This is a genomic window from Enterococcus sp. AZ020, from assembly GCF_050499205.1.
GTDB lineage: Bacteria > Bacillota > Bacilli > Lactobacillales > Enterococcaceae > Enterococcus_L > Enterococcus_L dunnyi.
On sequence record NZ_JBIPAT010000001.1, the window covers coordinates 2,319,634 to 2,345,385 of the forward strand.

20 protein-coding genes and 1 pseudogene are annotated in these 25,752 nt (G+C 38.8%); 14 read left to right on the forward strand and 7 right to left on the reverse strand.

What is annotated here, in order from left to right:
* The 3 genes and pseudogenes from IGI58_RS11080 (at window position 1) to IGI58_RS11090 (ending at window position 4,670) form a co-directional block, all read left to right on the forward strand.
* Complete coding sequence (locus IGI58_RS11080; protein ID WP_429955313.1) at window positions 1–1,560, forward strand: glycoside hydrolase family 53 protein; 1,560 nt, start codon at window positions 1–3, stop codon at window positions 1,558–1,560.
* 140 nt (window positions 1,561–1,700) lie between these two features.
* Window positions 1,701–3,116, forward strand: coding sequence for a glycoside hydrolase family 1 protein (locus IGI58_RS11085; protein WP_429953348.1), 1,416 nt, complete (start codon window positions 1,701–1,703; stop codon window positions 3,114–3,116).
* Between the two features lie 151 nt (window positions 3,117–3,267).
* Window positions 3,268–4,670: pseudogene (locus tag IGI58_RS11090) on the forward strand (IS3 family transposase).
* An 82-nt stretch (window positions 4,671–4,752) separates the two neighbouring features.
* Here IGI58_RS11090 and IGI58_RS11095 read toward each other — a convergent pair.
* On the reverse strand, window positions 4,753–5,475 hold the full coding sequence (locus tag IGI58_RS11095; protein ID WP_429953346.1) for a GntR family transcriptional regulator: 723 nt from the start codon (window positions 5,473–5,475) through the stop codon (window positions 4,753–4,755).
* Between the two features lie 242 nt (window positions 5,476–5,717).
* Between IGI58_RS11095 and IGI58_RS11100 the strand changes: the two genes are divergently transcribed.
* On the forward strand, window positions 5,718–7,235 hold the full coding sequence (locus IGI58_RS11100; RefSeq protein WP_429953345.1) for a zinc ABC transporter substrate-binding protein AdcA: 1,518 nt from the start codon (window positions 5,718–5,720) through the stop codon (window positions 7,233–7,235).
* Window positions 7,236–7,557: 322 nt separating this feature from the next.
* Here IGI58_RS11100 and celB read toward each other — a convergent pair whose 3' ends face one another.
* From celB to IGI58_RS11115, 3 genes are all read right to left on the reverse strand, one after another.
* Window positions 7,558–8,820, reverse strand: coding sequence for a PTS cellobiose transporter subunit IIC (gene celB / locus IGI58_RS11105; RefSeq protein ID WP_429953343.1), 1,263 nt, complete (start codon window positions 8,818–8,820; stop codon window positions 7,558–7,560).
* A gap of 176 nt (window positions 8,821–8,996) precedes the next feature.
* A complete protein-coding gene (locus IGI58_RS11110; protein ID WP_429953342.1) occupies window positions 8,997–9,815 on the reverse strand; it encodes a TPM domain-containing protein in 819 nt (272 codons plus the stop codon).
* 6 nt (window positions 9,816–9,821) lie between these two features.
* Window positions 9,822–10,421: a LemA family protein gene (locus tag IGI58_RS11115; RefSeq protein ID WP_087642177.1), complete on the reverse strand. Its 600-nt coding sequence runs from the start codon at window positions 10,419–10,421 to the stop codon at window positions 9,822–9,824.
* A 333-nt stretch (window positions 10,422–10,754) separates the two neighbouring features.
* Between IGI58_RS11115 and IGI58_RS11120 the strand changes: the two genes are divergently transcribed.
* The 9 genes from IGI58_RS11120 (at window position 10,755) to IGI58_RS11160 (ending at window position 19,025) form a co-directional block, all read left to right on the forward strand.
* Window positions 10,755–11,642 (forward strand): SDR family oxidoreductase, encoded by an 888-nt coding sequence (locus IGI58_RS11120; RefSeq protein ID WP_429953341.1) that lies wholly within the window; start codon window positions 10,755–10,757, stop codon window positions 11,640–11,642.
* Window positions 11,643–11,659: 17 nt separating this feature from the next.
* Complete coding sequence (locus IGI58_RS11125) at window positions 11,660–12,091, forward strand: DUF2188 domain-containing protein (protein WP_429953340.1); 432 nt, start codon at window positions 11,660–11,662, stop codon at window positions 12,089–12,091.
* 48 nt (window positions 12,092–12,139) lie between these two features.
* Window positions 12,140–12,583, forward strand: coding sequence for a hypothetical protein (locus tag IGI58_RS11130; RefSeq protein WP_429953338.1), 444 nt, complete (start codon window positions 12,140–12,142; stop codon window positions 12,581–12,583).
* A gap of 293 nt (window positions 12,584–12,876) precedes the next feature.
* Window positions 12,877–14,928, forward strand: a complete 2,052-nt coding sequence (locus IGI58_RS11135; RefSeq protein WP_429953337.1) for a BglG family transcription antiterminator — start codon at window positions 12,877–12,879, stop codon at window positions 14,926–14,928.
* A complete protein-coding gene (locus tag IGI58_RS11140; RefSeq protein WP_429953335.1) occupies window positions 14,925–15,206 on the forward strand; it encodes a PTS sugar transporter subunit IIB in 282 nt (93 codons plus the stop codon). Before IGI58_RS11135 ends, IGI58_RS11140 begins: the two co-directional genes overlap by 4 nt.
* 54 nt (window positions 15,207–15,260) lie before the next feature.
* Complete coding sequence (locus IGI58_RS11145; protein WP_429953333.1) at window positions 15,261–16,628, forward strand: PTS ascorbate transporter subunit IIC; 1,368 nt, start codon at window positions 15,261–15,263, stop codon at window positions 16,626–16,628.
* A complete protein-coding gene (locus tag IGI58_RS11150) occupies window positions 16,628–17,458 on the forward strand; it encodes a transketolase (protein ID WP_429953332.1) in 831 nt (276 codons plus the stop codon). Before IGI58_RS11145 ends, IGI58_RS11150 begins: the two co-directional genes overlap by 1 nt.
* Window positions 17,458–18,381 carry a transketolase family protein gene (locus IGI58_RS11155; RefSeq protein ID WP_429953330.1) on the forward strand — a complete coding sequence of 308 codons (924 nt, stop codon included), beginning with the start codon at window positions 17,458–17,460 and terminating at the stop codon, window positions 18,379–18,381. Before IGI58_RS11150 ends, IGI58_RS11155 begins: the two co-directional genes overlap by 1 nt.
* Before the next feature lie 116 nt (window positions 18,382–18,497).
* Entirely contained in the window at window positions 18,498–19,025 is a 528-nt protein-coding gene (locus tag IGI58_RS11160) for a DNA-3-methyladenine glycosylase I (protein ID WP_429953329.1), read from the forward strand.
* Between the two features lie 123 nt (window positions 19,026–19,148).
* On the opposite strand, the gene IGI58_RS11165 is transcribed toward IGI58_RS11160, so the two are convergent.
* Together IGI58_RS11165 and IGI58_RS11170 are read right to left on the reverse strand one after the other, a co-directional pair.
* Window positions 19,149–19,880 (reverse strand): MerR family transcriptional regulator, encoded by a 732-nt coding sequence (locus IGI58_RS11165; RefSeq protein WP_429953328.1) that lies wholly within the window; start codon window positions 19,878–19,880, stop codon window positions 19,149–19,151.
* Between the two features lie 653 nt (window positions 19,881–20,533).
* Window positions 20,534–21,739, reverse strand: a complete 1,206-nt coding sequence (locus tag IGI58_RS11170) for an IS110 family transposase (protein ID WP_429952432.1) — start codon at window positions 21,737–21,739, stop codon at window positions 20,534–20,536.
* Window positions 21,740–22,009: 270 nt separating this feature from the next.
* Between IGI58_RS11170 and IGI58_RS11175 the strand changes: the two genes are divergently transcribed.
* Window positions 22,010–24,235, forward strand: coding sequence for an ATP-binding cassette domain-containing protein (locus tag IGI58_RS11175; protein WP_429953327.1), 2,226 nt, complete (start codon window positions 22,010–22,012; stop codon window positions 24,233–24,235).
* 42 nt (window positions 24,236–24,277) lie between these two features.
* Here IGI58_RS11175 and IGI58_RS11180 read toward each other — a convergent pair whose 3' ends face one another.
* On the reverse strand, window positions 24,278–25,708 hold the full coding sequence (locus IGI58_RS11180; protein ID WP_429953326.1) for a 6-phospho-beta-glucosidase: 1,431 nt from the start codon (window positions 25,706–25,708) through the stop codon (window positions 24,278–24,280).
* Between the last annotated feature and the right edge of the window lie 44 nt (window positions 25,709–25,752).

The following is a 25,752-nucleotide window of genomic DNA, read 5'->3' on the forward strand; positions in this document are numbered from 1 at the left end:
ATGGTTGTTAAGGCAGAGTTTATTAGTGGTGCAGATATTTCGATCTTGGCTGATATGGAGAAGTCAGGTGGGAAATATTATGAAAATGGCACACAAAAAGATGCGTTGCAAATTTTAAAAAATAATGGTGTCAATTATGTCCGACTACGTTTATGGAATAACCCATATGATAGTGCCGGTAATTCTTATGGCGCCGGAACGAATGATCTCGCAACAACGATTTCCTTAGCGAAAAGAGCAAAGGCACTCAATCTTAAAGTTTTATTGGATTTTCACTACAGCGATTTTTGGGTAGATCCAGGAAAACAAAATGTACCTAAAGCATGGGCTTCTTACTCTTTTGATCAAATGAATACCGCAGTTTATGATTATACCAAAACGGTCTTGACCCAAATGAAATCAGCAGGGGCTTTTCCAGATATGGTTCAAATAGGGAATGAGCTCAATAGCGGCATGCTGTGGCCCTATGGAAAAAGCTGGGGACAAGGCGGTGGTGAGTTCGATCGATTGGCAACATTTTTAAATTCTGGTATTAAAGCGGTCAAAGATACTCAAACGTCTTATACACCGATCATGCTGCATGTTGCTGATGGTGGTGATACGAGTTTGTTCCAGTGGTGGTTTGATGAAATTACTGCTCGAAAGGTCAATTATGATTTGATCGGGATTTCTTATTATCCCTATTGGCATGGGTCGATGGCAAATCTACAACATACGATGGATACGATCAGTCAGCGGTATGCTAAAGATGTCGTTGTCGTAGAAACAGCTTATGGTCACACAACAAATAATGCAGATAATAAAACAAATGCGTTTACTTCAGTAGAAGCTGCAACAGCAGGATATGAAGCAAGTTCAAATGGACAATATCGCTATTTGACAGACTTGATCACAGCAATCAAAGAAGTACCGAATAATAAGGGAACGGGATTCTTTTATTGGGAACCGCTTTGGTATAATGGTGCTGTTTCCTGGGCGACGCAAGCGGGGATGAACTACCTAGGGGTCACAGATGAAACAGGGAATGAATGGGACAATCAGGCAATGTTTGATTTCAATGGCAATGCATTACCTAGTTTGAAAGCTTTTAGTGTAGGAAACTCAGCTGCTTCAGTAAATTATATTGATAATCCAAGCTTTGAATTAAATGGTTATACCAATACACCTGCTAATTGGACGAACTGGTACGGAACAGGCGCTGTAGTTGGAACGATAAAAACAGAAGATACTGATTTTGCAGGCAAGTACAAACTAAGCTTTTGGTCCAGCAATGCCTATGAAGCATCTACCTATCAAAAACGAACTGGGCTGCAAAATGGCACTTATACGCTATCAGCATATGTGATGTCAGGTGGAAGTTTCACAACAAGTCAAATGTATATCAAAAACTATGGTGGGACAGAACTCACAGTGCCGACCGCAGGTAAAAGCACTTGGACTCGAATAGAGATAGGCAATATCAAAGTGACAAACGGTACGGCTGAGATTGGTTTTTATACAAAAGCATCAGCAAATGCTTGGGTGAATATCGATCGCGTTATTTTAACGAAAAATCCTTAGCAAATCAAAGAGTCAGGACGAATGTATGGTTCTGGCTCTTTTTTTGTAGCTGAATACAAATGCATTCTTTTTATTTAAAAGTATAGACATTAAAACGTTTTCCTATTATAATAATACATGAAAGAATAATTGATTATTAAATGAAAGCAGGTAATTTCATAGTGAAAACATTTAAAGAAGATTTTTGGTGGGGTGCAGCAACATCAGGCCCGCAAAGTGAAGGAAGATTTAATAAAAAACATGCCAACATGTTTGATCATTGGTATGAGATCGAACCACAAGATTTTTATGATCAAGTGGGTCCGGATGTAACCTCAAATTTCTATAATAGTTTTAAAGAAGATATCGCAATGATGAAAAAAATTGGATTGAATAGTGTGAGAACATCGATCCAATGGACCCGTTTGATCGATGATTTTGAGACAGGAACAGTCGATGAAGACGGTGTTCGTTTCTATAATGAAGTGATCGATGCGTTTCTTGAAGCAGGAATTCGTCCAGTGATGAATCTGCATCACTTTGATTTACCTGTGGAGCTTTATCACAAATACGGTGGTTGGGAATCAAAACATGTGGTTGATCTGTATGTAAAATTTGCGGAAAAATGTTTTGAATTATTCGGTGATCGAGTGAAGGACTGGTTCACACATAATGAGCCGATCGTTGTAGTGGAAGGTGAATATTTACATCAATTCCATTATCCTAAAATCGTTGATGGCAAAAAAGCCGTACAAGTTGCCTATAATTTGAATTTAGCTTCTGCAAAAGCAGTTCAAGCTTTCAGAAGATTAGGCCTACAAAATGAAGGTGGAAGAATCGGGATCATTCTTAATTTGACACCGACTTATCCAAGATCAGAAAATGCTGAAGATTTAGCCGCTGCTAATATTGCAGAGTTATTTAACAATCGGATGTTTTTAGATACAGCTGTTCTCGGAGAATTTCCTAAAGAATTTGTGGAACTACTGCAAAAGGATGGCGTTCTTTGGGAAAGTACACCAGAAGAGTTAGCACTCATCAAAGAAAATACGATCGATGTGCTAGGGGTTAATTTCTATCATCCAAATCGTGTCAAAGCGCCAGACGTTGCACCAAATAGTGTGGGTGCCTGGTTGCCAAATCGTTATTTTGACGAATACAATATGCCGGGACGTCGTATGAATATCGACCGCGGCTGGGAAATTTATCCTAAAGCATTATATGATATCGCGATCAATATTCGTGATAACTACAATAATATTCCTTGGTTTGTCTCTGAAAATGGGATGGGGATTTCAGGCGAAGAACGTTTCATGGATGAATCAGGCGTTGTCCAAGATGATTATCGGATCGATTTTATCCGTGAGCATTTAGAGTGGGTGCATCAAGGGATCGAAGAAGGATCAAATTGTTTTGGCTATCACTTATGGACACCGATCGACTGCTGGTCATGGGCAAATGCCTATAAAAATCGTTATGGTTTTATTTCAACAAATATCCATACACAAATCAAAACCATCAAAAAATCAGGTCATTGGTTTAAACAAGTTGCTGAAACAAACAGCTTAAGCGATTAGAGAATAAAAGAGAGCGAAACAAAACTGATTGTTAGTTTTGTTTCGCTTTTTAAATATGAATAAACGGCGAGAAAAAAGCAGCTCCTTCGGAAATAATGAGCCGACCCCCAAAAGTTAGACCTAGAAATCTAACTTTTGGGGGTTTTTTTGTATGGCAAAATACAGTTTTGAATTTAAACTTAAACTTGTTCATGACTACTTATCTGGTCAAGGAGGTCTAAGGTTTCTCGCAAAGAAATATGGGTTTAAAAATAATTCTCAAATAGGCAAATGGATTAATGCCTATAAAGAACTTGGTGAAGAAGGACTATTTCGTAGTCGGAAAAGTAAGAATTACTCTGTTCAATTTAAGCTAGATGCGTTAGAGTTGTATTTAACGACAGAGTTGTCCTATCAAGAAGTAGCCAATCTTCTAAAAATGAACAATCCATCATTGATTGCGAATTGGCTTAACACGTATCGGAAGCTTGGTATAGATGGACTCTCTAAACAGAAAGGACGTCCACCTACCATGTCTAAGAAGAAACGAAATAAACCGCAACCATTACCAAGTGAACAATCACAAGTAGAGAAACTAGAAAAAGAAAATAGAATGTTAAAAATTGAGAACGCCTATTTAAAAGAATTGAGGAGACTGCGTTTAGAGGACGAACAAAAAATGAACGAATCGCGCGAATCATTCACAGCCTCCGAGGATACTTTCGATTAAAAGATATTCTGGAAACCCTAAGGTTTCCAAAAGCCACTTACATGTACTGGCAAAAACGCCTCGACAGAACAACATCAACACAAACAATTGAAGAAGAAATTCAAGCGATTCGTAAGGAACATCAACATTATGGCTATAGAAGAATGACACAGGAATTGAAACGACGTGGCTATCAAGTAAATAAAAAGAAAGTGCAGCGATTGATTCAAAAGTTAAAGTTACAAGTCAAAGCATTTACCAAGAAATCTAGGAAGTACAATTCTTATAAAGGAACCGTTGGGAAAGTAGCTAAAAATTTGATTCATCGCCGATTCAACACCTCTGTCCCTCATCAAAAAATCACGACGGATACAACTGAATTTAAATACTATGAAACAGATGGCTCGGGCATTCTTCGACAGAAAAAACTATATTTAGATCCGTTCATGGATATGTATAACAGTGAAATTCTAAGCTACAGCCTTTCTAATCAACCAAATGGTAAAACCGTTATAGCAGGGCTAGAAGAAGCAATTTCTCAAACAAATGATTGTCCCTATCGTCGCACCTTCCACTCTGATCAAGGATGGGCTTATCAAATGAATGCCTATATACAAACATTAAAGGACAACAACATCTTTCAAAGTATGTCTCGAAAAGGAACCTGTTTAGATAATTCTCCTATGGAGAATTTCTTCAGCATCCTAAAACAAGAAGTGTACTATGGAAAAATCTATCAAAGTCAAAATGAATTAAGAGAAGCAATTGAGAACTACATTTATTATTATAACCATCACCGAATCAAAGAAAAACTTAACTGGAAAAGCCCAGTAGAATTTCGACACTACAATCAAAAAACTGCATAAAAATAGAGTGGAAAAATCCACTCTATAAAAAGTCTAACTTTTTGGGGTCACTACATAAGCCACTTTTTGTCTTGTCCTCTTTTTAATTATAATCTACATTTAAAATAGAATACCCGCGCTGATCATACCGATTCCGGCTGCACGAGAACTCGATCGGTCGTCCATTTTTCAGATAAACGACTTGCTGTACTTCAAGAACAGGATCATCTATTTTACAATTCAAATAATTTTGGTCATACTCATCAGATTTACTGGCCTGAATATTTCGATAAGCACCGGCAAAGTTTAAGGATAATTCCTCCTTAACGTACGTGTAGATCGATTTTTTCAATATATCTGTTGTTAAGCCCGGCACTAGATCACAGGGCATATAAGTATGCTCTAGAATGAATGGTTCATTTTCAAGAATACGTAAACGGATGATCTTATAAACAGGTTGTTCCTCTGAAATTGCCAGACGTTCTTGGACTTCCTGAGTTGGAAACTCGACTTCAAATAAGATCACCTGGCTTTTAAGATCCTTGTGGCGCTCATCCATTTGTTTACTAAGTCCGCCATATTCATTTGCTGGAGAAGTGTCTTTGTCCCAAAATGAGCGATTCAATACTTTCGTTCCAGAACCTCTTTGAGAGTATAGCAGACCTTCCATTACTAAAATGCCGATGGCTTTTTTGACAGTCATACGACTGACATCAAATTCCTTTACTAGATCTGTTTGATTTGGTAAAAGAGTGTCTGCTTTATAGACATTATTTTTGATTCTTTCGCGTATCGTATCTGCAATTTCTTCGTATTTTGGCTTCATTATTTCACTACCTCCTACTCTGTATTGTACCTGATTATGAATGTATAGACAATTGTAATAAAATGAAACTAAATCGATTTGTTTGAATGATGTGCAAAAAAAATTATATAAATCCTTGACAATAAAAAAATGAATTGCTATAGTATCGAATGTCTAAATCGTAATTATTACGTTTTGGTTTGCGCAAATCGAAATAAGACAAAGAAGCGAAAGCATTCATTCTAGAATCAAGGGGAAAATAAATGAAAAAAAATCTAAAAACAATCATTTGGAGCGTCCTTTTTTTAGTAGGGATTTTAACGGCATGCACGACTCCTAGCGTTCAGGATAAAACTGATAGCAAAGATAAGGAGCTTACGATCGTAACCTCTTTTTATCCTATGTATGAATTTACAAGAAATATCGTTGGCGATGCTGGAGACGTTTCGCTGATGATTCCAGCAGGAACAGAGGCACATGATTATGAACCTTCCGCCAAAGAAATTGCTAAGCTACAAGATGCCAATGCGTTTATTTATCTTAGTGAGTACATGGAAACCTGGGTTCCAAAAACAGAGAAATCTTTAAAAAATGTCAATAGTATCAAAGCTACTGAAGGAATGCTCTTACTTCCAGGGACAGAAGATCATGATCATGGATCACAAGAAAGCCATGACGGACATTCTCACGATTACGATCCTCATATTTGGCTGAGCCCATATCGCGCAATCCAGGCAGTAGAAAAAATCAGAGATGGTTTGATTGAACAGTTTCCAGAACAAACGACTGTTTTTAATAAGAATGCTGCTGCTTACATTTCAGAACTAACAACCCTTCATCAAGACTTTGAAGAAAAGCTATCAGCAGCGAAACAAAAAAATTTTATTACTCAACATACAGCTTTTTCATATTTGGCATTGGATTATGGATTAAAACAATTACCGATTGCAGGGATTTCGCCAGACCAAGAACCACAGCCTTCAAGGCTGGCAGAATTAAAAAAAATAGTCGATGAAACAGGTATCCAATATATTTATTTTGAAGAAAATGCTAATGACCGTGTCGCAAAAACATTGGCGAGTGAAGCAAATGTAGACCTTCTCGTACTCAATCCGCTTGAGGGGTTGACGCAAAAAGATATGGATACGGGCAAAACCTATATCAGTGTAATGCAGGAAAATTTAAGTGCATTAACAAAGTCAACTGACACAACGCCTAAAAAGGAACTGACTGTTTCTGCTACAGAGAAAACGGTCTATAATGGTTATTTTGAAGATGAACAAGTGAAAGACCGTGAACTGTCAGACTATGCTGGGAACTGGCAATCTGTTTATCCCTATTTAGAAGAAGGAACCTTTGATCAAGTTTTTGATTATAAAGCAAAATTGACTCAAAAAATGTCTGCCTCAGAATACAAAGAGTATTATCGCCGTGGCTACCAAACAGATGTAGATCAAATCGATATTACTGAAAATACAATGACGTTTGTGGTAGGCAAGAAAGAATATAAAGCGAATTATACTTATGCTGGAAAGCAAATTTTGACCTATGAAGCAGGGAATCGCGGGGTACGCTTTCTATTTGAAACCACTGAAGATACACCTTACAAATATGTCCAATTTTCTGATCATGGAATAGCACCTAACAAAGCGGCACATTTCCATATCTATTTTGGCAATGACAGTCAAGAAAATCTGCTGAAGCAAATGGACAATTGGCCGACCTACTATCCTGAGACGATGACAGGATTTGAAATAGCACAAGAAATGCTAGCTCATTGAGCTTAACTATAAAATAGAAAAGTGAGAGCGAGACAAAACTAAAAATCAGTTTTGTTTCGCTCTCTAAATAGGAATGAACGCCGAGACAAAAAGCAACTGCTTCGATCACATCAGCCAACGCATACAGCTTTACTATTGTTCCAAGAACAAAGTGAAACTAGCAACATTCTAAGTGCTAAAGTACTAAGAGTTGAAGGCTTCGGAAATAAGCCGAAATTGCTGTAAAACACAACGAGGAACGAGTTGATGTCGTACAGTACCTACTTGGTTCTCGGAGCTAAACATTTTTGTCTAAGCTTCACTTTGTGATCATAGGAATAAATTAACGTAGTTTCTCTTTATCTAAAATACGTAGGAATGGATACCAGATGAAGCCAACGATCAGCATGTCTACAAGCTGCAGTAAACCGCCTAAAATAGAGTTTGTAGCTAACATACCGCTAAAGAAGATCGGTACAGTCCAAGGGACAGAAACCCCCGTTGGCGGTGGTACGATACCTGCTGCCATGATCAGATAGTTAAAGACTGTGACGATCAAAGGCGCAATGACCCATGGAATTAGAATCGTTGCATTCAATACGATCGGTAAACCAAAAATAGCAGGTTCGTTTACGTTAAAAATACCAGGTGCTAAACTTAAACGGCCGATATCACGATATTGTTTTTTCTTCATGATAAATGCCATGATCAACACAACGGCTAAGGTCATACCAGAACCGCCAAGTCCCACAGTAAAAGTTTCCATAAAAGGTTTGGTAATGATATGAGGCAGATCTTGCCCTGCTTTATATGCTTCTAAGTTATCCAGCATCAATGTATTCCAAATTGGGTCCATCACAGAGTTGACGATGATTTGACCATGTAAACCAAAGAACCATAAAAATTGTACAAAGAACAATGCAATCAGTGTTGCTGGCAAGCTGCTGCCTAGACCAACAAGTGGTTTTTGGATGATTTCATACACGACATCATGAAGATTCGTATTAAATAGACCAGTCACAGCGGCATTTAAGAATAAGAAAACAGAAAGAGTCAAAATAGCTGGAATCAATGCGGCAAAAGATTTTGCAACTGCTGGCGGAACCCCATCAGGCATTTTTATTTGCCAGCCTTTTTTTGTGATCCGGCAATAGATTTCAGCAGCTAAAAATGCTGCGATCATCCCAATAAACATACCTTTAGCGCCTAAACGGTCTAAAGATAAAACACCAGAAACTTCTACACCTTCAGCTGTTGTCATCATAAAAGGCGTCAATAATAGGAAACTTGCGAAGGAAACAGCACCTCCGAAAATACCTTCAACATCGTAAGATTTTGATAAATAATAGCCAATACCGAATGTGACAAACACGGACATAATACTCATTGTGGCATTTTGTCCATTACCGAATAATGAAGATAATGTGCCTTTCGTTGCATCGCTGAAAAACGGTAAATTATTGATCACAACGATGATCGAACCAAACATTGTTAAAGGGAAAGACAGCATAAACGCATCTCTAAGTACAGACAGGTAACGGTTTTGCCCAAGCTTGTTAGCCAAAGGCATAATTTTTTCAGCAAGAGAATCCATAAAACCATTCACGAAAATCACGATCCTTTATCATAAATTTGTAATCGATTACAAAAATAATATACCATCTTTAATTATAAATGTCTATACTTTTATATTTTTAAATCTGGTTTTATTTTGAGAGTAAAAAAAATAGAGCAAACATTCAAATGTCTGCTCTCTCTTTTATTCATTTTATACTCAACAGTCTAAATACTAGCACCGCCGCCGCCGGATGAACCACCACCGCCAGAGAAACCTCCTCCGCCGAAGCCGCCACCGCCTCTTGATGAACCGCCACCAAAGCCGCCGCCATAACCGCCACCGCCCCAATACCAAGGACCGCCGCGTCTACCGCGACCACCACGTCCGCCGGAACCGAAGATTGCTATCAAGATGATGATCACTACGATCCCAAAAGAGAAAAAGTCGGGAATACCAGAATCAGCCGCAGTTACTTGATCCAGCTCATCTTCTGACAGAGCATTTTCGTCTGCTGGATAATCATAATGCTTATCGATCAAAGTCGTAACAGCATTGAATGTATATTGTAATCCTTTGTTGATCGCAGCTGGATCGTTCGATTTTAAATCATCTTTTGCCTGCTGCAGAATATTTCCCGCAAGGCTATCTGTTATCACATCTTCTAACCCATATCCCACCTCGATGCGGACATTTCGTTCGCCATCATTAACAGCGTAAAGAATCAAAATCCCATTGTTTTCTTTTTGATTACCGATTTTCCATTTTTGGAAAAGATCAGGTGCATAGCTATCGATGCTATCACCATCCGTTGAATCGATAACAGCTAAAACAACTTGGGGAGCCTCAGCTTTGTCCCTGTACACTGCTCCTTTTCGATCAACTAAGTTTTTTGTTGTTTCATCAAGAATACCCGGCTGATCTAAATAGAAATGACTAGGAGCTGCTGGCAGCTCTTCTGCAAAAGCCGGCAATTGAAAGCCGGCAAAAATGGTGACAAGGAAAAGAATAACACTGATGAAAAGGCCTCGTCTATTTGTAGTCATTTAGTTTCACTTCCCGCTGGATGTGCTGGTTGAATCATCAAAATTGACAGAAGGGACACTACTAGCTGTCGGATCTGCTTTAAAGTAATCTTTTTTACCTAAGCCCATCATATTTGCAAAGATATTTTTAGGGAATGAAACGACTTGTTCATTGTATTCCTTCACAACATCATTGTAACGTTTACGCTCAACTGAGATTCTATTCTCAGTTCCTTCAAGTTGTGTCATCAATGTTTGGACATTATCATTTGATTTTAATTCCGGATAACTTTCGTTGATGACATTGATCAATGTACCAACCGATTGATCTAACTCCTGACTGGCTTTGATTTTATCTGAGTCATTGTTTGCTGAGCCGTATGCTTCACGTGCTTTAGCGATATCGCCAAAGACTTTTTGCTCTTGCTGCATGCTGCCCTTAACACTATTGACTAAGTTAGGGACTAGGTCGGCCCGACGCTGCATTACATTTTCTACTTGACTCCACTGTGATTCTACTGATTGTTCTTTTTTAGCTAAGCCGTTATATTGACTGACACCGAATACCCCTAATAAAATGACACCAATCAAAACGATCAAGCCAATTTTCGATTTACTGTTCTTCATAAAAATTCCTCCTCAAATTTAAAAATCATCAATACTTTTTTTGTAAAAAGACTATACGATTCATTCATCAAATAGTCATCGGATGGCCAACGAAACGATCCCTATTAAAGTATAGTGTAATGTTATTGTAATATTTATGAAATGTTTTGACATCCATCTTAAGACCTATTTTTATTGTAACATCTCTAACCTTCATTATACGTAGTTCTTTTATATAAACCAAAGAATGTGATTTTTTATTAGAATCATATGATTTGTGAAGCTGGCTTTTTTGTATTAGGGTAAATAGATAGGAAAATATTAATCTACACAAAAAAATTAGGAGGAATCAGTATGACGAAGAAAATTGAAAATCCGCTCACGAAATTCTATGATGGGAAATTTGAGAAGCAAGTTCAAGAAGCACCGGCATTACAGCAAAAAATGACTCCTATTCCTGATTGTGGGGAAGAATCTTATCACGGGTCTGGGAAACTTACAGGCCGTAAAGCATTGATCACAGGCGGGGATTCCGGTATCGGTCGTGCAGCAGCAATTGCTTACGCGAGAGAAGGTGCGGATGTTGCTATCAACTATCTGCCTTTTGAAGAAGAAGACGCGCAGCAAGTAAAACAATTGATCGAAGCAGAAGGACGCAAAGCAGTGCTGCTTCCTGGAGATTTAAAAGAAGAAGACTTTACCCGAAAATTGATTCATGATGCTGCTAAGGAATTGGATGGTTTAGATATTTTAGTTTTGAATGCCGGGATGCAGCAAGCAGTTGAATCGATCAAGGATCTATCGACACAACAAATCGTCGATACCTATACAACGAATATCATTTCAATGTATTGGGCTGTTCAGGAAGCATTGGATTATCTGCCAAAGGGAGCGAGTATCATCACCACTACCTCTATCCAAAGTGCAGAACCTAGTGCACATTTACTTGATTATGCAGCGACGAAAGGCGCGATCACTTCGTTCAGTAAAGGACTATCTGCGCAGTTGGCCGCATCTGGCATTCGTGTCAATACTGTGGCGCCAGGTCCGATTTGGACGGCTTTGCAGATTTGCGGAGGACAGCCGCAAGAGAAGATTCCGGAATTTGGTCAAAATGAGTTGCTTCAAAGAGCAGGCCAGCCGGCTGAATTAGCTGCTGTATATGTCTTTTTAGCCTCTGACGAAGCCAGCTATGTCACCGGACAAGTGTATGCCATTACTGGTGGAAGCTTTTTTGCATAAGAAAGGGGAGCTGACTTATGCCTTGGGATCTAAATGATTATCCAGCGTCATTCAAACATTTTGAACCGCTTCTTAAGAAAAAGGCTATCGATATTGTCAATGCGCTTGTGAGTGAAGGGTATCCCGAAGGTGATGCCATTCCGATTGCTATTTCTCAAGCAAAAAAATGGTATGCTGAAGCGTCTGACTCGGAGAAAACAGCATTTAAGCACGCAGCTGATCCACAAAAAAACGATAGACACCCAAACAAAATCAATACAGATCTTTTGGACAATGACGTGTTGGTTTATTATGAAGACGATCGCTGGTATGTTCAAACGAAAAACGCTAAAAAAGCAGCAGATTCCTTTGACACGAAAGAGCAGGCGGTAAATAGAGCGAAAGAAATTGCAGAAAATAAAAACGCTCACGTTATAACCTATAAGAAAGATGAGACACCAGATAAATAATCAGCTCTTTGCTTGTTGAAAGGCGTCAATAGGAAAGGTGGTTGAGACGTGGAAAAGAAAGCTGAAGCATTGTCAGGAAACTGGTTGATAAAAGGAACGACCTTTCCTTTGTGGCTGTCAGGAAAACGTCGGCAGCCAATGATTTCTTACAAGCTTTTATCCGTCGATCCGCTCGTTTTTTTAGATACAGTCTGCTATAAAAATCAGCAGGGAAAAAGCAAAACGATTATTGGAAAAGATACTTGGAAGCAGAATACATTTGTCTGGCGAGGTGCAGGAATCTTAAAAGTATTGAGCAGCCGCTGGTCGATCTTAGCCTTGACAGAAACGATTTTGGTGATCAAATTCGAACGGTCATTTCTGACACCCGCAGGAATCGATGTGCTGGTAAAAGAACCGGCTCAAATAAACGAGATTAAACAAGTGATCGCTGATTCACCGCAACGCTATGGTCTTGATCTGGATGAGGTTGAGCGTTTAGCTTGGCTTTAACAGCGTAATAATCGAGGCTGAGACAAAAGTGTTTAGCTCCTTATTTCCAAAGGAACTGCTTTTTTCTCGCCGTTTATTTGAGTTTAAAGAGCGAAACAAAACTGATTTTTAGTTTTGTTCCGCTCTCTTTGCAAACAAAATAGCTATGGAATCAATTCTTCGTTGACTTCCATAGCTATTTTGTTATTTTTTTAGTTAAGTCCAATTCTTTTGGAAAATAAAAAATAGATTAGACCCAAGACTTCTTTCGTTTGTAGCGTTTACATTATATAGTGGAAACAGGAGGAACACATATGATTGATTATCGAATGAGTTATCTTATCGCAATGCCGGCCGGAGTGGGTTACTCCATTCAAGAAATCAATGAGAAAACAGGTTTGACAACAGAAGTAGTGATCGATCAGCTAGGCAAGATCAATGAATTTTTACAGGAGAATTCTTATCAACCAATGATTTGGCAAAAGGATCGTGTCTATTTTTCGGATCAGCTGACAGAGCTGTGGTTGGAAATACAATTTGGCAAACACGAATGGGACATTTGTTATTCTGAACAGGAACGACAGGCGCTATTATATCTTTTGACATTTTTAGAAAAAGAAGATTTATCTGTTTTCCATTATCAAGATTTTTTTCAAGTAAGTAAAAATACGATCTTATCAGACATCAAAAAACTGCGTGATGCTCTTTCAGAAGACTGTATCACATTGGACTATTCAAGGAAACTTGGGTTTCATTTGGCTGGTCAGGAAAATCAGCTGCGCCTTAAAGCACATGAGATGATCACAAAAATCATTGGAACACAAGCAGGAAAATGGGGCTTGAAAAAAGCTTTACTAACACAATCGAAAACAGTTGAAGCAGATGTTCGCTTTCATTTGTTTGAAACGATCAAAAAATATGACTGGTCGATCGTACCTAGTCGAATCGAAGAAACAGTTTATTTTTTAGCCTATATATTATACCGACATTCAAAACAGTCTGTCTTAATAGATGAGGAAAGTAAAAAATGGCTGAGTCAATTGACTGTATTTCAAGGCAGTCAGGATTTTTTAGCTCAGTTTCCGACACTTGAATATTCTAGTGATGAGGCGTTTTACTGTTCACTGATCTTTATGACGATCATTCAAGGTGAGGTTAGAGAAACGGCTTTAGAGTTCTTATTGGAATGCGCTAGTCAGATCATTCATGAAATGGAGCGTTTAGCGGCGATCGAATTTAAAGCGTACCGCAAGTTGTTATTGGATCTTTTTTACCATCTAGTCCCTGCTTTTTTTCGGATCAAGTATCATTTTTCGTTATCTAATGTGTTGATCGAGGAGATCAAGGAACAATATGGTGAAATATTTGCTTTGACTAAGCGCGCGCTGCATCCTTTAGAAGTACTGACCGGAGAAAAAATTCCAGATGAAGAAATTGGCTATTTTACTATTTTGTTTGGTGGAGAAATCGGCAATCAGCGGGAATTGAACCGGGTGATTCGATACAAAGCGCTTGTTTTATGTCCCAGCGGAATCAGTTCATCATTGATCATGCAGTCTGAATTGAAAGAATTGTTTCCGACGATCGATTTTAGTTTAACGACAACTGTTGACCAGCTGGAAAATATCTCTGAGACAGAGTATGACGTGATCTTTTCAAGTGTTCCGCTGACGATTCCTAAGAATGTATATCTCGTCAAACCGATCATGTCGCAATTAGAGAAAAACAATTTGATGCGGTGTGTGCAGGAGGATTTATTGATTCCAGGAATTGTCGTTCCTTCTGTGGATGAGATCATCGAAACACTCTTGCCGTATGTGGAACTGAAAAAAGGCGTTACAAAAGAAAAAATCTATCGAATTTTAAATCGCAAAATGATAAAAAAATTGAAAGTGAAAGAAGATGAGAAACCAATGTTATCTGAGTTGCTGACCGAAGAGATGATCCAATTGACGGATAAAAAAATGAATTGGGAAGAAGCCATTACTTATGCGGCAGCCCCATTATTAAAACAAGAAAAAATAACCGATCATTATATAGAAGCAATGATCCAAAAGGTCAAAGACTATGGTGCCTTCATTCACATTGGCAAAGGGATTGCTTTGCCGCATGCTAGACCAGAAGATGGTGTCAAACAATTAGGGATGTCGTTGTTAAAAGTGAGTGAACCGATCGAGCTTTTAGACGATCCCAAACATGAAATCACGATTTTTATCTGTTTGGCAGCCATCGATAATGAGATGCATTTAAAAGCTTTAGCTAGTTTGACCAAGATACTTTCAAATAAAGACAATTTAGAAAAATTATTGGCAGCGACAGATCAACAAACGATCATGGCGCTATTAAAGGAAGGAGAATTATTATGAGAATGGCAGCGGTGTGCGGATCAGGATTAGGATCTAGTTTTATGGTGGAAATGAATATCAACAGTGTGTTGAATGAACTGGGAGTAACAGACGTTGAGGTCGCTCATTATGATATGGGAAGTGCTACACCTGATTTGGCAGATGTCTTCTTTGTAGCAGGAGATCTTGCAGATAGTGCCCAGCATTTGGGCAATGTCGTGGTACTGGACAGCATTATCGATATGGATGAATTGCGGGAAAAGGTTAGAGCTGTTTGCGTTGAAAATGAACTGTTATAACGATGATTAAAAAACAGAGGCGCGTTTTAAGGAAAAGAAAGTGAGGGAAAATCAATGAATGGGGTATTAAATATACTGATCGATATCGCAAGTACACCAGCAATTTTGGTCGCTTTGATTGCAGTACTGGGGTTAGGGTTACAGAAAAAGCCGATTTCTGATGTTGTACGTGGAGGGATCAAAACGTTTGTTGGCTTTTTAGTCGTCACTGCAGGAGCAGGAGTCATTGAAGGCTCATTAGCTCCGTTTGGAGAAATGTTTCAGCATGCATTCAATATGCAAGGCGTTGTACCGAACAACGAAGCGATCGTAGCATTAGCTTTGACGAAATACGGCACTTATACAGCATTGATCATGTTAGTTGGTATGGCCTTCAATATTTTGATCGCCCGCATCACTAAATTTAAATACATTTATTTAACTGGCCATGCAACGCTTTACATGGCGTGTATGATCGCAGTCATCATGAGTGTGACAAAAATGAGCGCTGTGCCATTAGTTTTGGTTGGCGGTTTGGCTTTAGGCTTGGCAAATACGATTTTTCCAGCAATTGCCCAACCATTTACCAAACAGATCACTAAGAATGATTCTGTGGCTTTAGGGCATACAGGAAACTTTGGTTATGCGCTTAGTGGGTTTATTGGAAAATATGTTGGAAATAAAGAAAAATCAACAGAGGATATCAATTTTCCTAAAGGGCTCGCGTTTTTACGAGATTCCACAGTTAGTATTACGTTAACGATGGGGATCGTATATACGATTGTCGCATTATTTGCAGGAAACACGTTTATCTCAGAAAACCTTAGTGATGGCACAAATTACATTATTTATGCTTTACAGCAAGCAGGAATGTTTGCAGCAGGCGTGTTTGTGATCCTTGCAGGTGTTCGGTTGATCTTAGCGGAAATCGTTCCGGCATTCAAAGGAATCTCAGAAAAACTAGTGCCAAATTCGATACCAGCATTGGATTGCCCAATCGTCTTTCCATATGCACCAAATGCTGTGTTGATCGGCTTTTTAACTAGTTTTGTAGGTGGAATCGTGAGTTTGTTCATCATGGTGGCAACAGGTACGACCGTGATCATTCCAGGTGTGGTGCCGCATTTCTTCTGTGGTGCAACGGCAGGTGTTTTTGGCAATGCCACAGGCGGTTTACGCGGAGCAGTGGTAGGTTCATTTATCCATGGGGTGATCATCAGTTTTATGCCGATTCTATTGATGCCGGTCATGGGCGATCTTGGCTTCCAAGGATCGACATTCTCTGATACCGATTATGGAGTAACAGGGATTTTCCTTGGGAAATTAGCAGATATGGGTGGACAAATTGCAGTTGTCGCTGGCGTATTAGCAGTACTAGTGTTATTGATCGGATTAACGGTCTTCGGCAAGAAACAAGGGACTAAAGCGAAGGAGGCAGCATAATGGATATCCAAAAGTTTGCGGATCAGATTCGTTATTATACGATGCGGGAGTTGGATCATCTAGGCTTTGGTCATTTTGGCGGCAGCTTGTCTATCGTTGAAACATTGGCTGTCTTGTATGGAAAAGTCATGAATGTTTCAGCAGAAAAACAAGATGATCCAGACCGTGACTATTTTGTTTTGTCAAAAGGACATGCTGGGCCCGCGCTCTATGCTACGTTGTTTTTGAAAGGATATTTTGATGAAGCATTTCTTTTTAGCCTCAATCAAAATGGCACTAATTTACCTTCGCACCCAGACCGAATCAAAACGCCTGGGGTAGATATGACCACTGGATCACTTGGACAAGGGATCTCAGCTGCAACAGGAATAGCAAAAGGCAACCAGCTGTTAGGCAAAGAAAATTATACTTTTGCAGTTGTGGGTGACGGAGAATTAAACGAAGGGCAATGCTGGGAAGCTTTTCAATTTGCCGCACATCAAAAATTGGATCATCTGATCGTGTTGATCGACGATAATAAAAAACAGTTGGACGGTTATACCACAGACATTTGTGATCCTTTTGATTTTGTTGAGAAAATGCGGGCGTTTGGCTTTAATAGTTGGCGGGTGAATGGGAGAGATGTGTCTGCTATTGAGTCAGCGATCGATCAAGCAAAAAAGGAAAAAGGAGCTCCCACAGCGATCGTTTTAGATACAGTAAAAGGACAAGGCGTTCCTTATTTTGAAGAGCTGACGGATAACCATCATATTCGTCCAGATGAAGCAACTAAAATCGCGATCAAAGAATCGATTGAAAGCTTAGCTAAAAAGATCGAGGTGAATCAGTAATGAAAGACTTAGAAATGCGTCAAGTTTATACCCAAACAATACAAGAGCTAGCAGAAAAAGATCAAAAAATTTTAGCTTTAGAAGCTGATTTGGCAAGTTCGATGGGAACCAGCAAATTAAAAGAAAAGCTAGGCGATCGTTATATCAATGTAGGCATCATGGAAGCCCAGGAAATGAGTGCTGCTGCTGGATTAGCTGTAACGGGATTTATTCCATTTATCCATACCTTTGCGCCCTTTGCAACGAGACGCTCATTCGATCAAGTATTTCTTTCCCTTGGGTATGCCAAAAATCATGCAGTCATCGTTGGAACAGACCCGGGTGTTACAGCTGAAATGAATGGCGGTACGCACATGCCGTTTGAAGATGTAGCATTAATGCGGGTGATTCCAGAAAACAATATCTATGAAGTATCAGATCCGTATCAATTTAAAGCCATTTTGACCTATGCTCATACGGCAAAAGGATTATTTTATATTCGTACGATACGCAAGCAGGCAAAGTCACTGTATAATGAAAAAGAAGACTTTTCAAAAGGCTACTGTAGATTGAAAAAAGGAACACATGGGACCATTTTTGCTAGTGGGATCATGGTGGAAGAAGCGCTTCAGGCAGCGGATGATTTAGAAGAAAAAGGGATTTCCGTTCAAGTGATCGATTTATTTAGAATCAAGCCGATGAATGAAGAAGTCGTAATCGAAGCTGCCAAATTAGGCCCGATCATAACCGCAGAAAATCATAACGTGATCGGTGGACTAGGGAGTGCTGTGGCAGAAATCATTGCTGAAAATCATCCAACAAAAATGAAACGGATCGGTGTAAAAGAGCAATTCGGTCAAGTAGGTAAATTGGATTATTTGAAAGAAGTCTACGGCTTAAAGGCTAATGATATTTCAAAAGCGATGATAAATTTATTAAAATAAAGCTACACATTTAGAGTTTGACTGATAGTCAAACTCTTTTTTATGGAGAACCATGAGCGCATACTACTATTTTTTTATGTTATGATAAGAGAAATAGTGATTTGTAGGAGAGAAGAATGAGGAAGAACCAACCATCAAAATTTGATTGGTACCACAACCAATGGGGGAAGCCTACCCACGATGACCGCTTGCTTTTTATTTTATTAACGGTAGGTACCTTTCAAGCAGGATTGAGCTGGAAGGCTGCAGCTGGTAAATTAGATGCTTTTTTAAGAAATTTCCACAATATGGATATTCAAAAAGTGGCCGCAATGATGCCGGATGATGTGGAAAAAATCATGCAGGATCCTGAAATGATTCGCAACCCAAGAAAAATCAATGCGACGATTCAAAATGCTCAAGCGATTTTAGCAGTACAAAAAGAATATGGCAGCTTTGCTGAGTATATGTGGGATTTTGTTGGCGGTGTTCCCCATTTGAATGTTTATGAAGAAGCATATGAGGTACCTAATATCACCCCGCTATCGAAACATGTAGCCAAAGATATGAAAAAGCAAGGTTTTACCTTTGTGGGACCAGTTGTGACGTATATGTTCATGAAAGCTAGTGGACTAATTCAAGATGAAGTGTTGAATCAAGAGTAGAAGAAAATCGGACTGAAGAATTCAGTTCCTATTACTCATGGAGCCGCTTTTGTTGCTGTTTATCAAGAGCTAAATAGAGTCCTGAACAAAACTAGAAAAGAGTTTTGTTCAGGACTCTATTTTTTAATAAAAATCAGAGCTGGGAAAATCTTCAAAAAAATCCGGCTCTAAGAACTGAATCAGTGCATAAATATATTTGGTAGAAATCATTTGACGTTTAAGTAATTCATTGAGCGCTCGTAAGGATTGTTCTGCAAGCTCAATCATTCGCTTAGGTGAATCTGCCTGAAACTGAGTAAGGATTTCCCGAACCTCATCCAGTGACCAAGTAGAGGCACGGATCATACGAATAAATAATAACTGTTGAATTGCGTGCTCATCAAACATTCGATAATTACTCTCTGGATCACGAGGAACGTCAAGGAGTTGCTCTTTTGTCCAGTGACGAATGGAGGTTTCCGTAATTGCCAAACGTTCAGCTGCTTCTCCGATCGTTAACCATCCTCTATTTGGCATTTGGTTTATTTCCTGCCACTCCTCTTCATGAAGCAATGCTAAGGTTTGATCAGAAATCTTTTTGCGCTGATTCAATTTTACTTGTTCTTCATTCAATAGCCAAAAAGCTTCTGTAAATTTCTCTTTTTGAAGAGCACTCATGATTTTTTTTGTTGCATGATAACCATATGTGATCGTTGTTGTTCGGATCGCTCGAAAGTAGTGGAGACTTTCTTCTGTATAAAGACGATAACCGCTCTTACTTCTCTTAGGTAAGGGAAGTAGTTGATTCTTTTCGTAATGGCGTAATAAGCTGGTACTGATATTTAATTCTCGTGCAATATCGATTGGGCGAATCATCAACTATTCCTCCGGATAACAAAGTTTTGTGTCTATTATAACTGATAAAAATAACTTTGTAATTCATAACCTTAGAACTTGCACGAATGTGCTACGATAAGGTTAGTCTAGTGGTATCTAGCTGCACAAATCAATCCTTAGGAAAATAGATAAATTGTCAGTGAGGCAAGAAGCACCTCAAAGTCAATTTCCTAATTTTCTACAGGATTAAGCGATTTGTTCCGCTGCTATAGTTATCTAGCTGCACAAATCAATCCTTAGGAAAATAGATAAATTGCCAGTGAGGCAACAAACACCTCAATGTCAATTTCCTAATTTTCTATAGGATTAGGCGATTTGTTCCGCTTTTGCTGAGAATCACAACGAAAGAAATTGAGCTGATGATGAACAGTACAAGACTTTCGTAAGAAAGTGTTGATCATTGATGCTATCTAGCTGCACAAATCAATCTTTAGGAAAATAGATAAATTGTCAGTGAGGCAATAAGCACTTCAAAGTCAATTTCCTAATTTTCTACAGGATTAAACGATTTGTTTCACTTTTACATTTAAGCCAGCTATGAAAAGGTCAAGTAAAAACGAGTATTTTTTTTAGTTATTTGTTGTGCAACTGTAGTGCACGACAAATAAGCCTAGCATATAGTTTAAAATTTTCTAGGCTTCAGTTTCAGAAGTTAAACGAACTTCATAAGGTTTATCCGTTGTCCAAATAGCGAAAATAATGTTCACAAGCTTACGACAAACGGCTCCAATAGCTGTTCCGTGGGATTTCCCCCGAGTTCTAAGACCTTGGTAATAAGCGGATAAAGCAGGATCTTTTTGAGAAGCAATAAAAGCTGCTTGCCAAATAGCTCGGCGTAAATAGGGGGAGCCTCGTTTTGACAGATGATTTTGGGTACCTGTAAAATCACCAGACTGATGGACAGAGGCATCTAGTCCTGCGAAAGCAAGCAATTGATTTGGGCGTTCAAATCGATGAATATCGCCCACTTCCCCTATGATAACTGCGGCAGTTATTGGACCAATTCCTGTAATAGTCGTGAGGAAATTTTCTTGTTTTTCAACAATCCGAACCATTTCATCTTCAAGCTGATGAATTTGTTTTTCAAATAATTGAATCTGTTCTAAAAGTAATTGAATTTGAAGCTTGAAAACATCTGTCGCAATGCTAATACCGAAAGAAGACTCTGCGATACCTTTTAGCTGATTCACTTTTTGTTCCGCTTTGGATCGCCCTAGGCGACCATTACTCGCTTGATTCAGCAGTTGGATTAATTTATCGGAGTCAATTTCTACCAAATCCTCTGGCAAAGGAGATTGAAGTAATAACTGTGTAGAAGATTTTCCGAACATATCGGAAAAAAGCTGATTATATTCTGGAAACACTTGATCCAAACAAGCAATAACTTTCCGTTTCAAGTCCGACATATTATCAACAACGCTGTAACGAAACCGTTCCAACTGTTTTAATTGAAAAATTTCTTCTTTAGGCAGTTGGGTTGGGTCAGGTAAGTCCATACGCATTACTTGTGCAATTAAGACTGAATCCACGGTATCCGTTTTGGTTTTACGGATATAGAAATTTCGAAGAGAATCGGATTGAATCGGATTAAAAGCTGTTACATGAAATCCCAATCGATGTAGAAATGAATAAATCGATAACCAATAATGACCAGTTGCTTCCATTCCAATCATAGTAGTATCAGGCAATAGTTCATACTGATTAATAAATTGTAGGAGCTGTTCACTCCCGCGTTTAGAATTGGCAAAGCGAAGTGTTTTTCCAAGTAGTTTCCCTTGTTCATCAAGTAGAGCTGCTTCGTGGTTTCGTTTTCCAATATCAATACCGATAAAGAACATACAATCAACACCTTTCAACAAGAGTTTACAGATAAGGTTTTCCTCAAACTCTAGGGACGATATAGCCTCGTGAGAGATTCAGAAACACGGTTCTATCCAGCTCATTCATATACAGTCCGTAGAGAAGAGGCATCAGTCTTAATTAGGAAGACAAAGCTTCAAGGAGGAAAAACTATGCCCTCTATCTGTACGAAATAATCATACCCCAACGGGGATGAAAACAAAATATCAGAATAAATCTGATAACTTTATTATACGAGGAGGAATAGTATGACAGAATATGTAGTGATCAATGGGGCAAGAGAAAATAATTTGAAGAATGTTTCTGTTTCGATCCCTAAGCGAAAAATCACTGTTTTTACAGGAGTATCCGGATCAGGAAAGTCCTCAATTGTTTTTGAAACGATCGCAAACGAATCACAAAGACAGTTGAATGAAACATTTAGTGCTTTTATCCAAAATTTTCTGCCGAAATATCAGCAGCCGGATGTAGACAGTATTGAAAATTTAGCGACATCAGTGGTCATCAATCAAAAACGATTGGGAGGAAATTCTCGCTCTACACTTGGAACGATCACAGATATCAATCCATTGTTGCGGGTTTTGTTTTCAAGGTTTGGTCAGCCAAGTATCGGTACCGCTAATTACTTTTCATTTAACGATCAAGCTGGGATGTGCCCAAAATGTCAAGGAATTGGAAAAACAGTTCAGATCAATGAAGAAAAATTTTTAGATCGTTCTAGATCATTGAACGATGGAGCTGTTCAATTTTCTGTTTTTAAAAATACAGAATGGTATATGAAAGGCTATTTAGACTCTGGACTTTTCGACAATGATAAAAAAATTGAAGCGTATACAGAAGAAGAACTGGAGAATTTGCTTTACGCTAAAGATTTCAAGATCCAGGTGGATGGCTACAATTTGAGCTATGAAGGGCTTTTTACTAAGTTCAATCGATTGTATTTACAAAAAGAAGGAGAATTGACTGCGCGAACACAAAAACTGATCGAAGAATATACAGTTGAAGCGTGCTGTCCATTATGTAAAGGCAAACGTTTGTCTCAGGAGTCTCTGGCAGTAAAGGTCGCAGGTTATTCTATTGCTGACCTTATGGCAATGGAAGTAACAAAGCTCATGGAAACATTAAAGATGATCCAATTGCGGGAAGCTCAGCCAATATTGAATAATCTACAAGAAAAAATTGGACATCTTGTTGAAATTGGTTTAGGGTATTTAAGTTTGGACAGAGCAACGACAACGTTATCTGGAGGAGAATCTCAGCGTGTCAAGATGGTCAAACATTTAAATAATAGCTTAGTCGATTTGATCTACATATTCGATGAGCCTAGCATTGGGCTGCATCCGCGTGATGTCCATCGTTTAAATGAGCTTTTGTTTAAATTAAGAGATAAGGGAAATACAGTTATTGTGATCGAACATGATCCTGATGTGATAAAGATCGCCGATCATGTGATCGAAGTAGGACCCCATGCAGGAAAGCATGGTGGAGAAATCATGTTTGAAGGTAGTTATACAGCTTTGCTTGAATCAGATACCTTGACTGGTAAATACTTAAAAAATCAAACAAAACTTAAACAGGCAGTTCGACCGGCAGAAGAGTTCTATCAAGGGCGTCCTTCTAGTCTGCATAATTTGAAAGAGACAGCTTTGCGTGTACCTAAAAAGACCTTGACGATGATCACTGGTGTGGCTGGTTCAGGAAAGAGTACCTTAGTCAAAGATTCGTTTTTAGCTTCATATCCTGAAACGATCATTATTGATCAAGCAGCTGCACAAACCAACTCTCGTTCCAATCCAGCGACCTATATTGGAATTATGGATACGATTAGAAAGGGCTTTGGTAAAGCTAATAACGTGTCAGCTTCTTTATTTAGCTACAATTCAAAAGGCGGCTGTGAGAAATGTAAAGGGCAGGGGTATATTGAAATGAATCTGGCTTTTATGGATGCAGTGAAAACAGAATGCGATGTTTGCCAGGGCAAACGCTTTAAACAGGAAGTTCTTGATTATCGTTTTCAGGAGAAATCTATTACAGAGGTGCTGAATTTAACAGTTGAAGAGGCTTTGGATTTCTTTAAGGAGCCAGTTGTCTTGAAAAAGCTTCGTGCGATGGAGCAAGTTGGTTTGGGCTATTTGACATTAGGCCAGCCGACAAGTACTTTATCAGGTGGAGAGTGTCAACGGATGAAATTAGCCAGTGAGTTTTATAAAAAAGGAAGTATTTATGTGCTGGATGAGCCTTCAACGGGTCTTCATTTATCAGATATCGATCATTTAATGGAGATCATGGATCATTTGGTAGATCAAGGAAATACCGTTGTGGTCATTGAACATCATATCGATTTGATCAAGCAAGGAGATTGGATCGTGGATATTGGACCTGATGGCGGGAATCAAGGTGGGCAGATCATGTTTGAAGGTCGACCAGCTGATATTCAATTTAGTGAATCGATCACAGGACGATTTATTAGATAGAAAAAGAGGTGAAGCAGATCCTCTGCTTCACCTCTTTTTAATTTATAATTCTTCACCGTTGCTTTTGATCACTTGTTGATACCAGTCAAATGATTTTTTCTTAGAACGTGCTAAGGTTCCTTGGCCTTCATTATCTTTATCCACATAGATAAAGCCGTAACGTTTTTTCATCTCACCTGTTCCCGCCGAAACTAAATCGATAAAGCCCCAAGGTGTATAGCCGATCAGTGGAATTCCATCGTATTCAACAGCTTCTTTCATCATTTCGATATGCGCTTTCAAATAATCGATTCGATACTGATCGTTGATCGTGCCGTCGGGTTCGATTTCATCGATGGCACCAAAACCATTTTCCACGATAAACTGCGGCAATTCATAACGTTCATTAAACCAGTTCATTGCATAACGCATACCTAAAGGATCGATTTGCCAGCCCCAGTCAGATGCTTCTACATAAGGATTTTTGACTAGATCTTTTGATTCATCATAGTCAAAGGCGGGTCCTTTCTCCTGATCTTTGATCGCAAAAGACATGTAGTAGCTGAAACCAATATAGTCTACACAGCCTTGTGTCAAATCAGCTAAGTCTTGTTCAGAAATATCTAAATCAAAACTTTTACGGGCAAGATATTTTTCGATAAAACTCGGATAATGTCCGCGGACATGAACATCTGTAAACCAATAACGTTTTTGCATGGCACTGACTGAAGCCATCATATCTTTTGGATCACAAGAATAAGGATAAATTGGGCACATGGCGATCATACAACCGATTTGAAAATCAGGATTGATCTCATGACCGATCTTGACTGCCTGAGCACTGGCTACTAATTCATAATGAGCCGCTTGGTACATGATTTTCTCACGGTTTTCTCCATCTTGATACTTGATCCCAGAGTTAGTAAAGGGCGCGAAATCTTCCGCATAATTCGCTTGATTGTTGATTTCATTGAAGGTCATCCAATACGTGACTTTATCTTTATAACGCTCAAAACAAACTCGGGAAAATTTAGCAAAAAAGTCGATCATTTTTCGATTACGCCAGCCGCCGTACTCTGTTACTAGATGATAAGGCATTTCAAAGTGAGATAAAGTAATGACAGGTTCGATCCCATATTTTAAACATTCATCAAACAAATCATCGTAGAACTGAAGGCCTGCTTCATTTGGCTCAGCTTCATCTCCGTTAGGAAAAATCCGCGTCCAGGCAATCGACGTTCTGAAACAATTCAATCCAAGATCGGCAAATAATTTTACGTCTTCTTTATAATGATGATAAAAATCGATTGCTTCATGGTTTGGGTAATTTTCTCCAGCTAAAACGCCATCTGTGATTCTCCTAGGAACACCATTTGCTCCGACAGTCATTACATCAGCTACGCTGATTCCTTTACCGTCTTGATCCCAACCACCTTCTAATTGATGAGCAGCAACAGCGCCGCCCCAAAGGAAATTTTCTCTTAATATCGACATCTAATCTACTCCTTGCAGCATTTACTATTTTTATAAAAAAAGAT

Bases quoted from the DNA above. Each gene is read 5' to 3' on its own strand.
- IGI58_RS11125 (WP_429953340.1), top strand. From the start codon at position 11,660: ATGCCTTGGGATCTAAATGATTATCCAGCGTCATTCAAACATTTTGAA.
- IGI58_RS11175 (WP_429953327.1), top strand. From the start codon at position 22,010: ATGACAGAATATGTAGTGATCAATGGGGCAAGAGAAAATAATTTGAAG.
- IGI58_RS11120 (WP_429953341.1), top strand. From the start codon at position 10,755: ATGACGAAGAAAATTGAAAATCCGCTCACGAAATTCTATGATGGGAAA.
- IGI58_RS11145 (WP_429953333.1), top strand. From the start codon at position 15,261: ATGAATGGGGTATTAAATATACTGATCGATATCGCAAGTACACCAGCA.
- IGI58_RS11110 (WP_429953342.1), bottom strand. From the start codon at position 9,815: ATGACTACAAATAGACGAGGCCTTTTCATCAGTGTTATTCTTTTCCTT.
- IGI58_RS11180 (WP_429953326.1), bottom strand. From the start codon at position 25,708: ATGTCGATATTAAGAGAAAATTTCCTTTGGGGCGGCGCTGTTGCTGCT.
- IGI58_RS11160 (WP_429953329.1), top strand. From the start codon at position 18,498: ATGAGGAAGAACCAACCATCAAAATTTGATTGGTACCACAACCAATGG.
- IGI58_RS11115 (WP_087642177.1), bottom strand. From the start codon at position 10,421: ATGAAGAACAGTAAATCGAAAATTGGCTTGATCGTTTTGATTGGTGTC.
- IGI58_RS11100 (WP_429953345.1), top strand. From the start codon at position 5,718: ATGAAAAAAAATCTAAAAACAATCATTTGGAGCGTCCTTTTTTTAGTA.
- IGI58_RS11155 (WP_429953330.1), top strand. From the start codon at position 17,458: ATGAAAGACTTAGAAATGCGTCAAGTTTATACCCAAACAATACAAGAG.
- IGI58_RS11080 (WP_429955313.1), top strand. From the start codon at position 1: ATGGTTGTTAAGGCAGAGTTTATTAGTGGTGCAGATATTTCGATCTTG.
- IGI58_RS11150 (WP_429953332.1), top strand. From the start codon at position 16,628: ATGGATATCCAAAAGTTTGCGGATCAGATTCGTTATTATACGATGCGG.
- IGI58_RS11085 (WP_429953348.1), top strand. From the start codon at position 1,701: ATGAAAGCAGGTAATTTCATAGTGAAAACATTTAAAGAAGATTTTTGG.
- IGI58_RS11170 (WP_429952432.1), bottom strand. From the start codon at position 21,739: ATGTTCTTTATCGGTATTGATATTGGAAAACGAAACCACGAAGCAGCT.
- IGI58_RS11140 (WP_429953335.1), top strand. From the start codon at position 14,925: ATGAGAATGGCAGCGGTGTGCGGATCAGGATTAGGATCTAGTTTTATG.
- IGI58_RS11135 (WP_429953337.1), top strand. From the start codon at position 12,877: ATGATTGATTATCGAATGAGTTATCTTATCGCAATGCCGGCCGGAGTG.
- IGI58_RS11095 (WP_429953346.1), bottom strand. From the start codon at position 5,475: ATGAAGCCAAAATACGAAGAAATTGCAGATACGATACGCGAAAGAATC.
- IGI58_RS11165 (WP_429953328.1), bottom strand. From the start codon at position 19,880: ATGATTCGCCCAATCGATATTGCACGAGAATTAAATATCAGTACCAGC.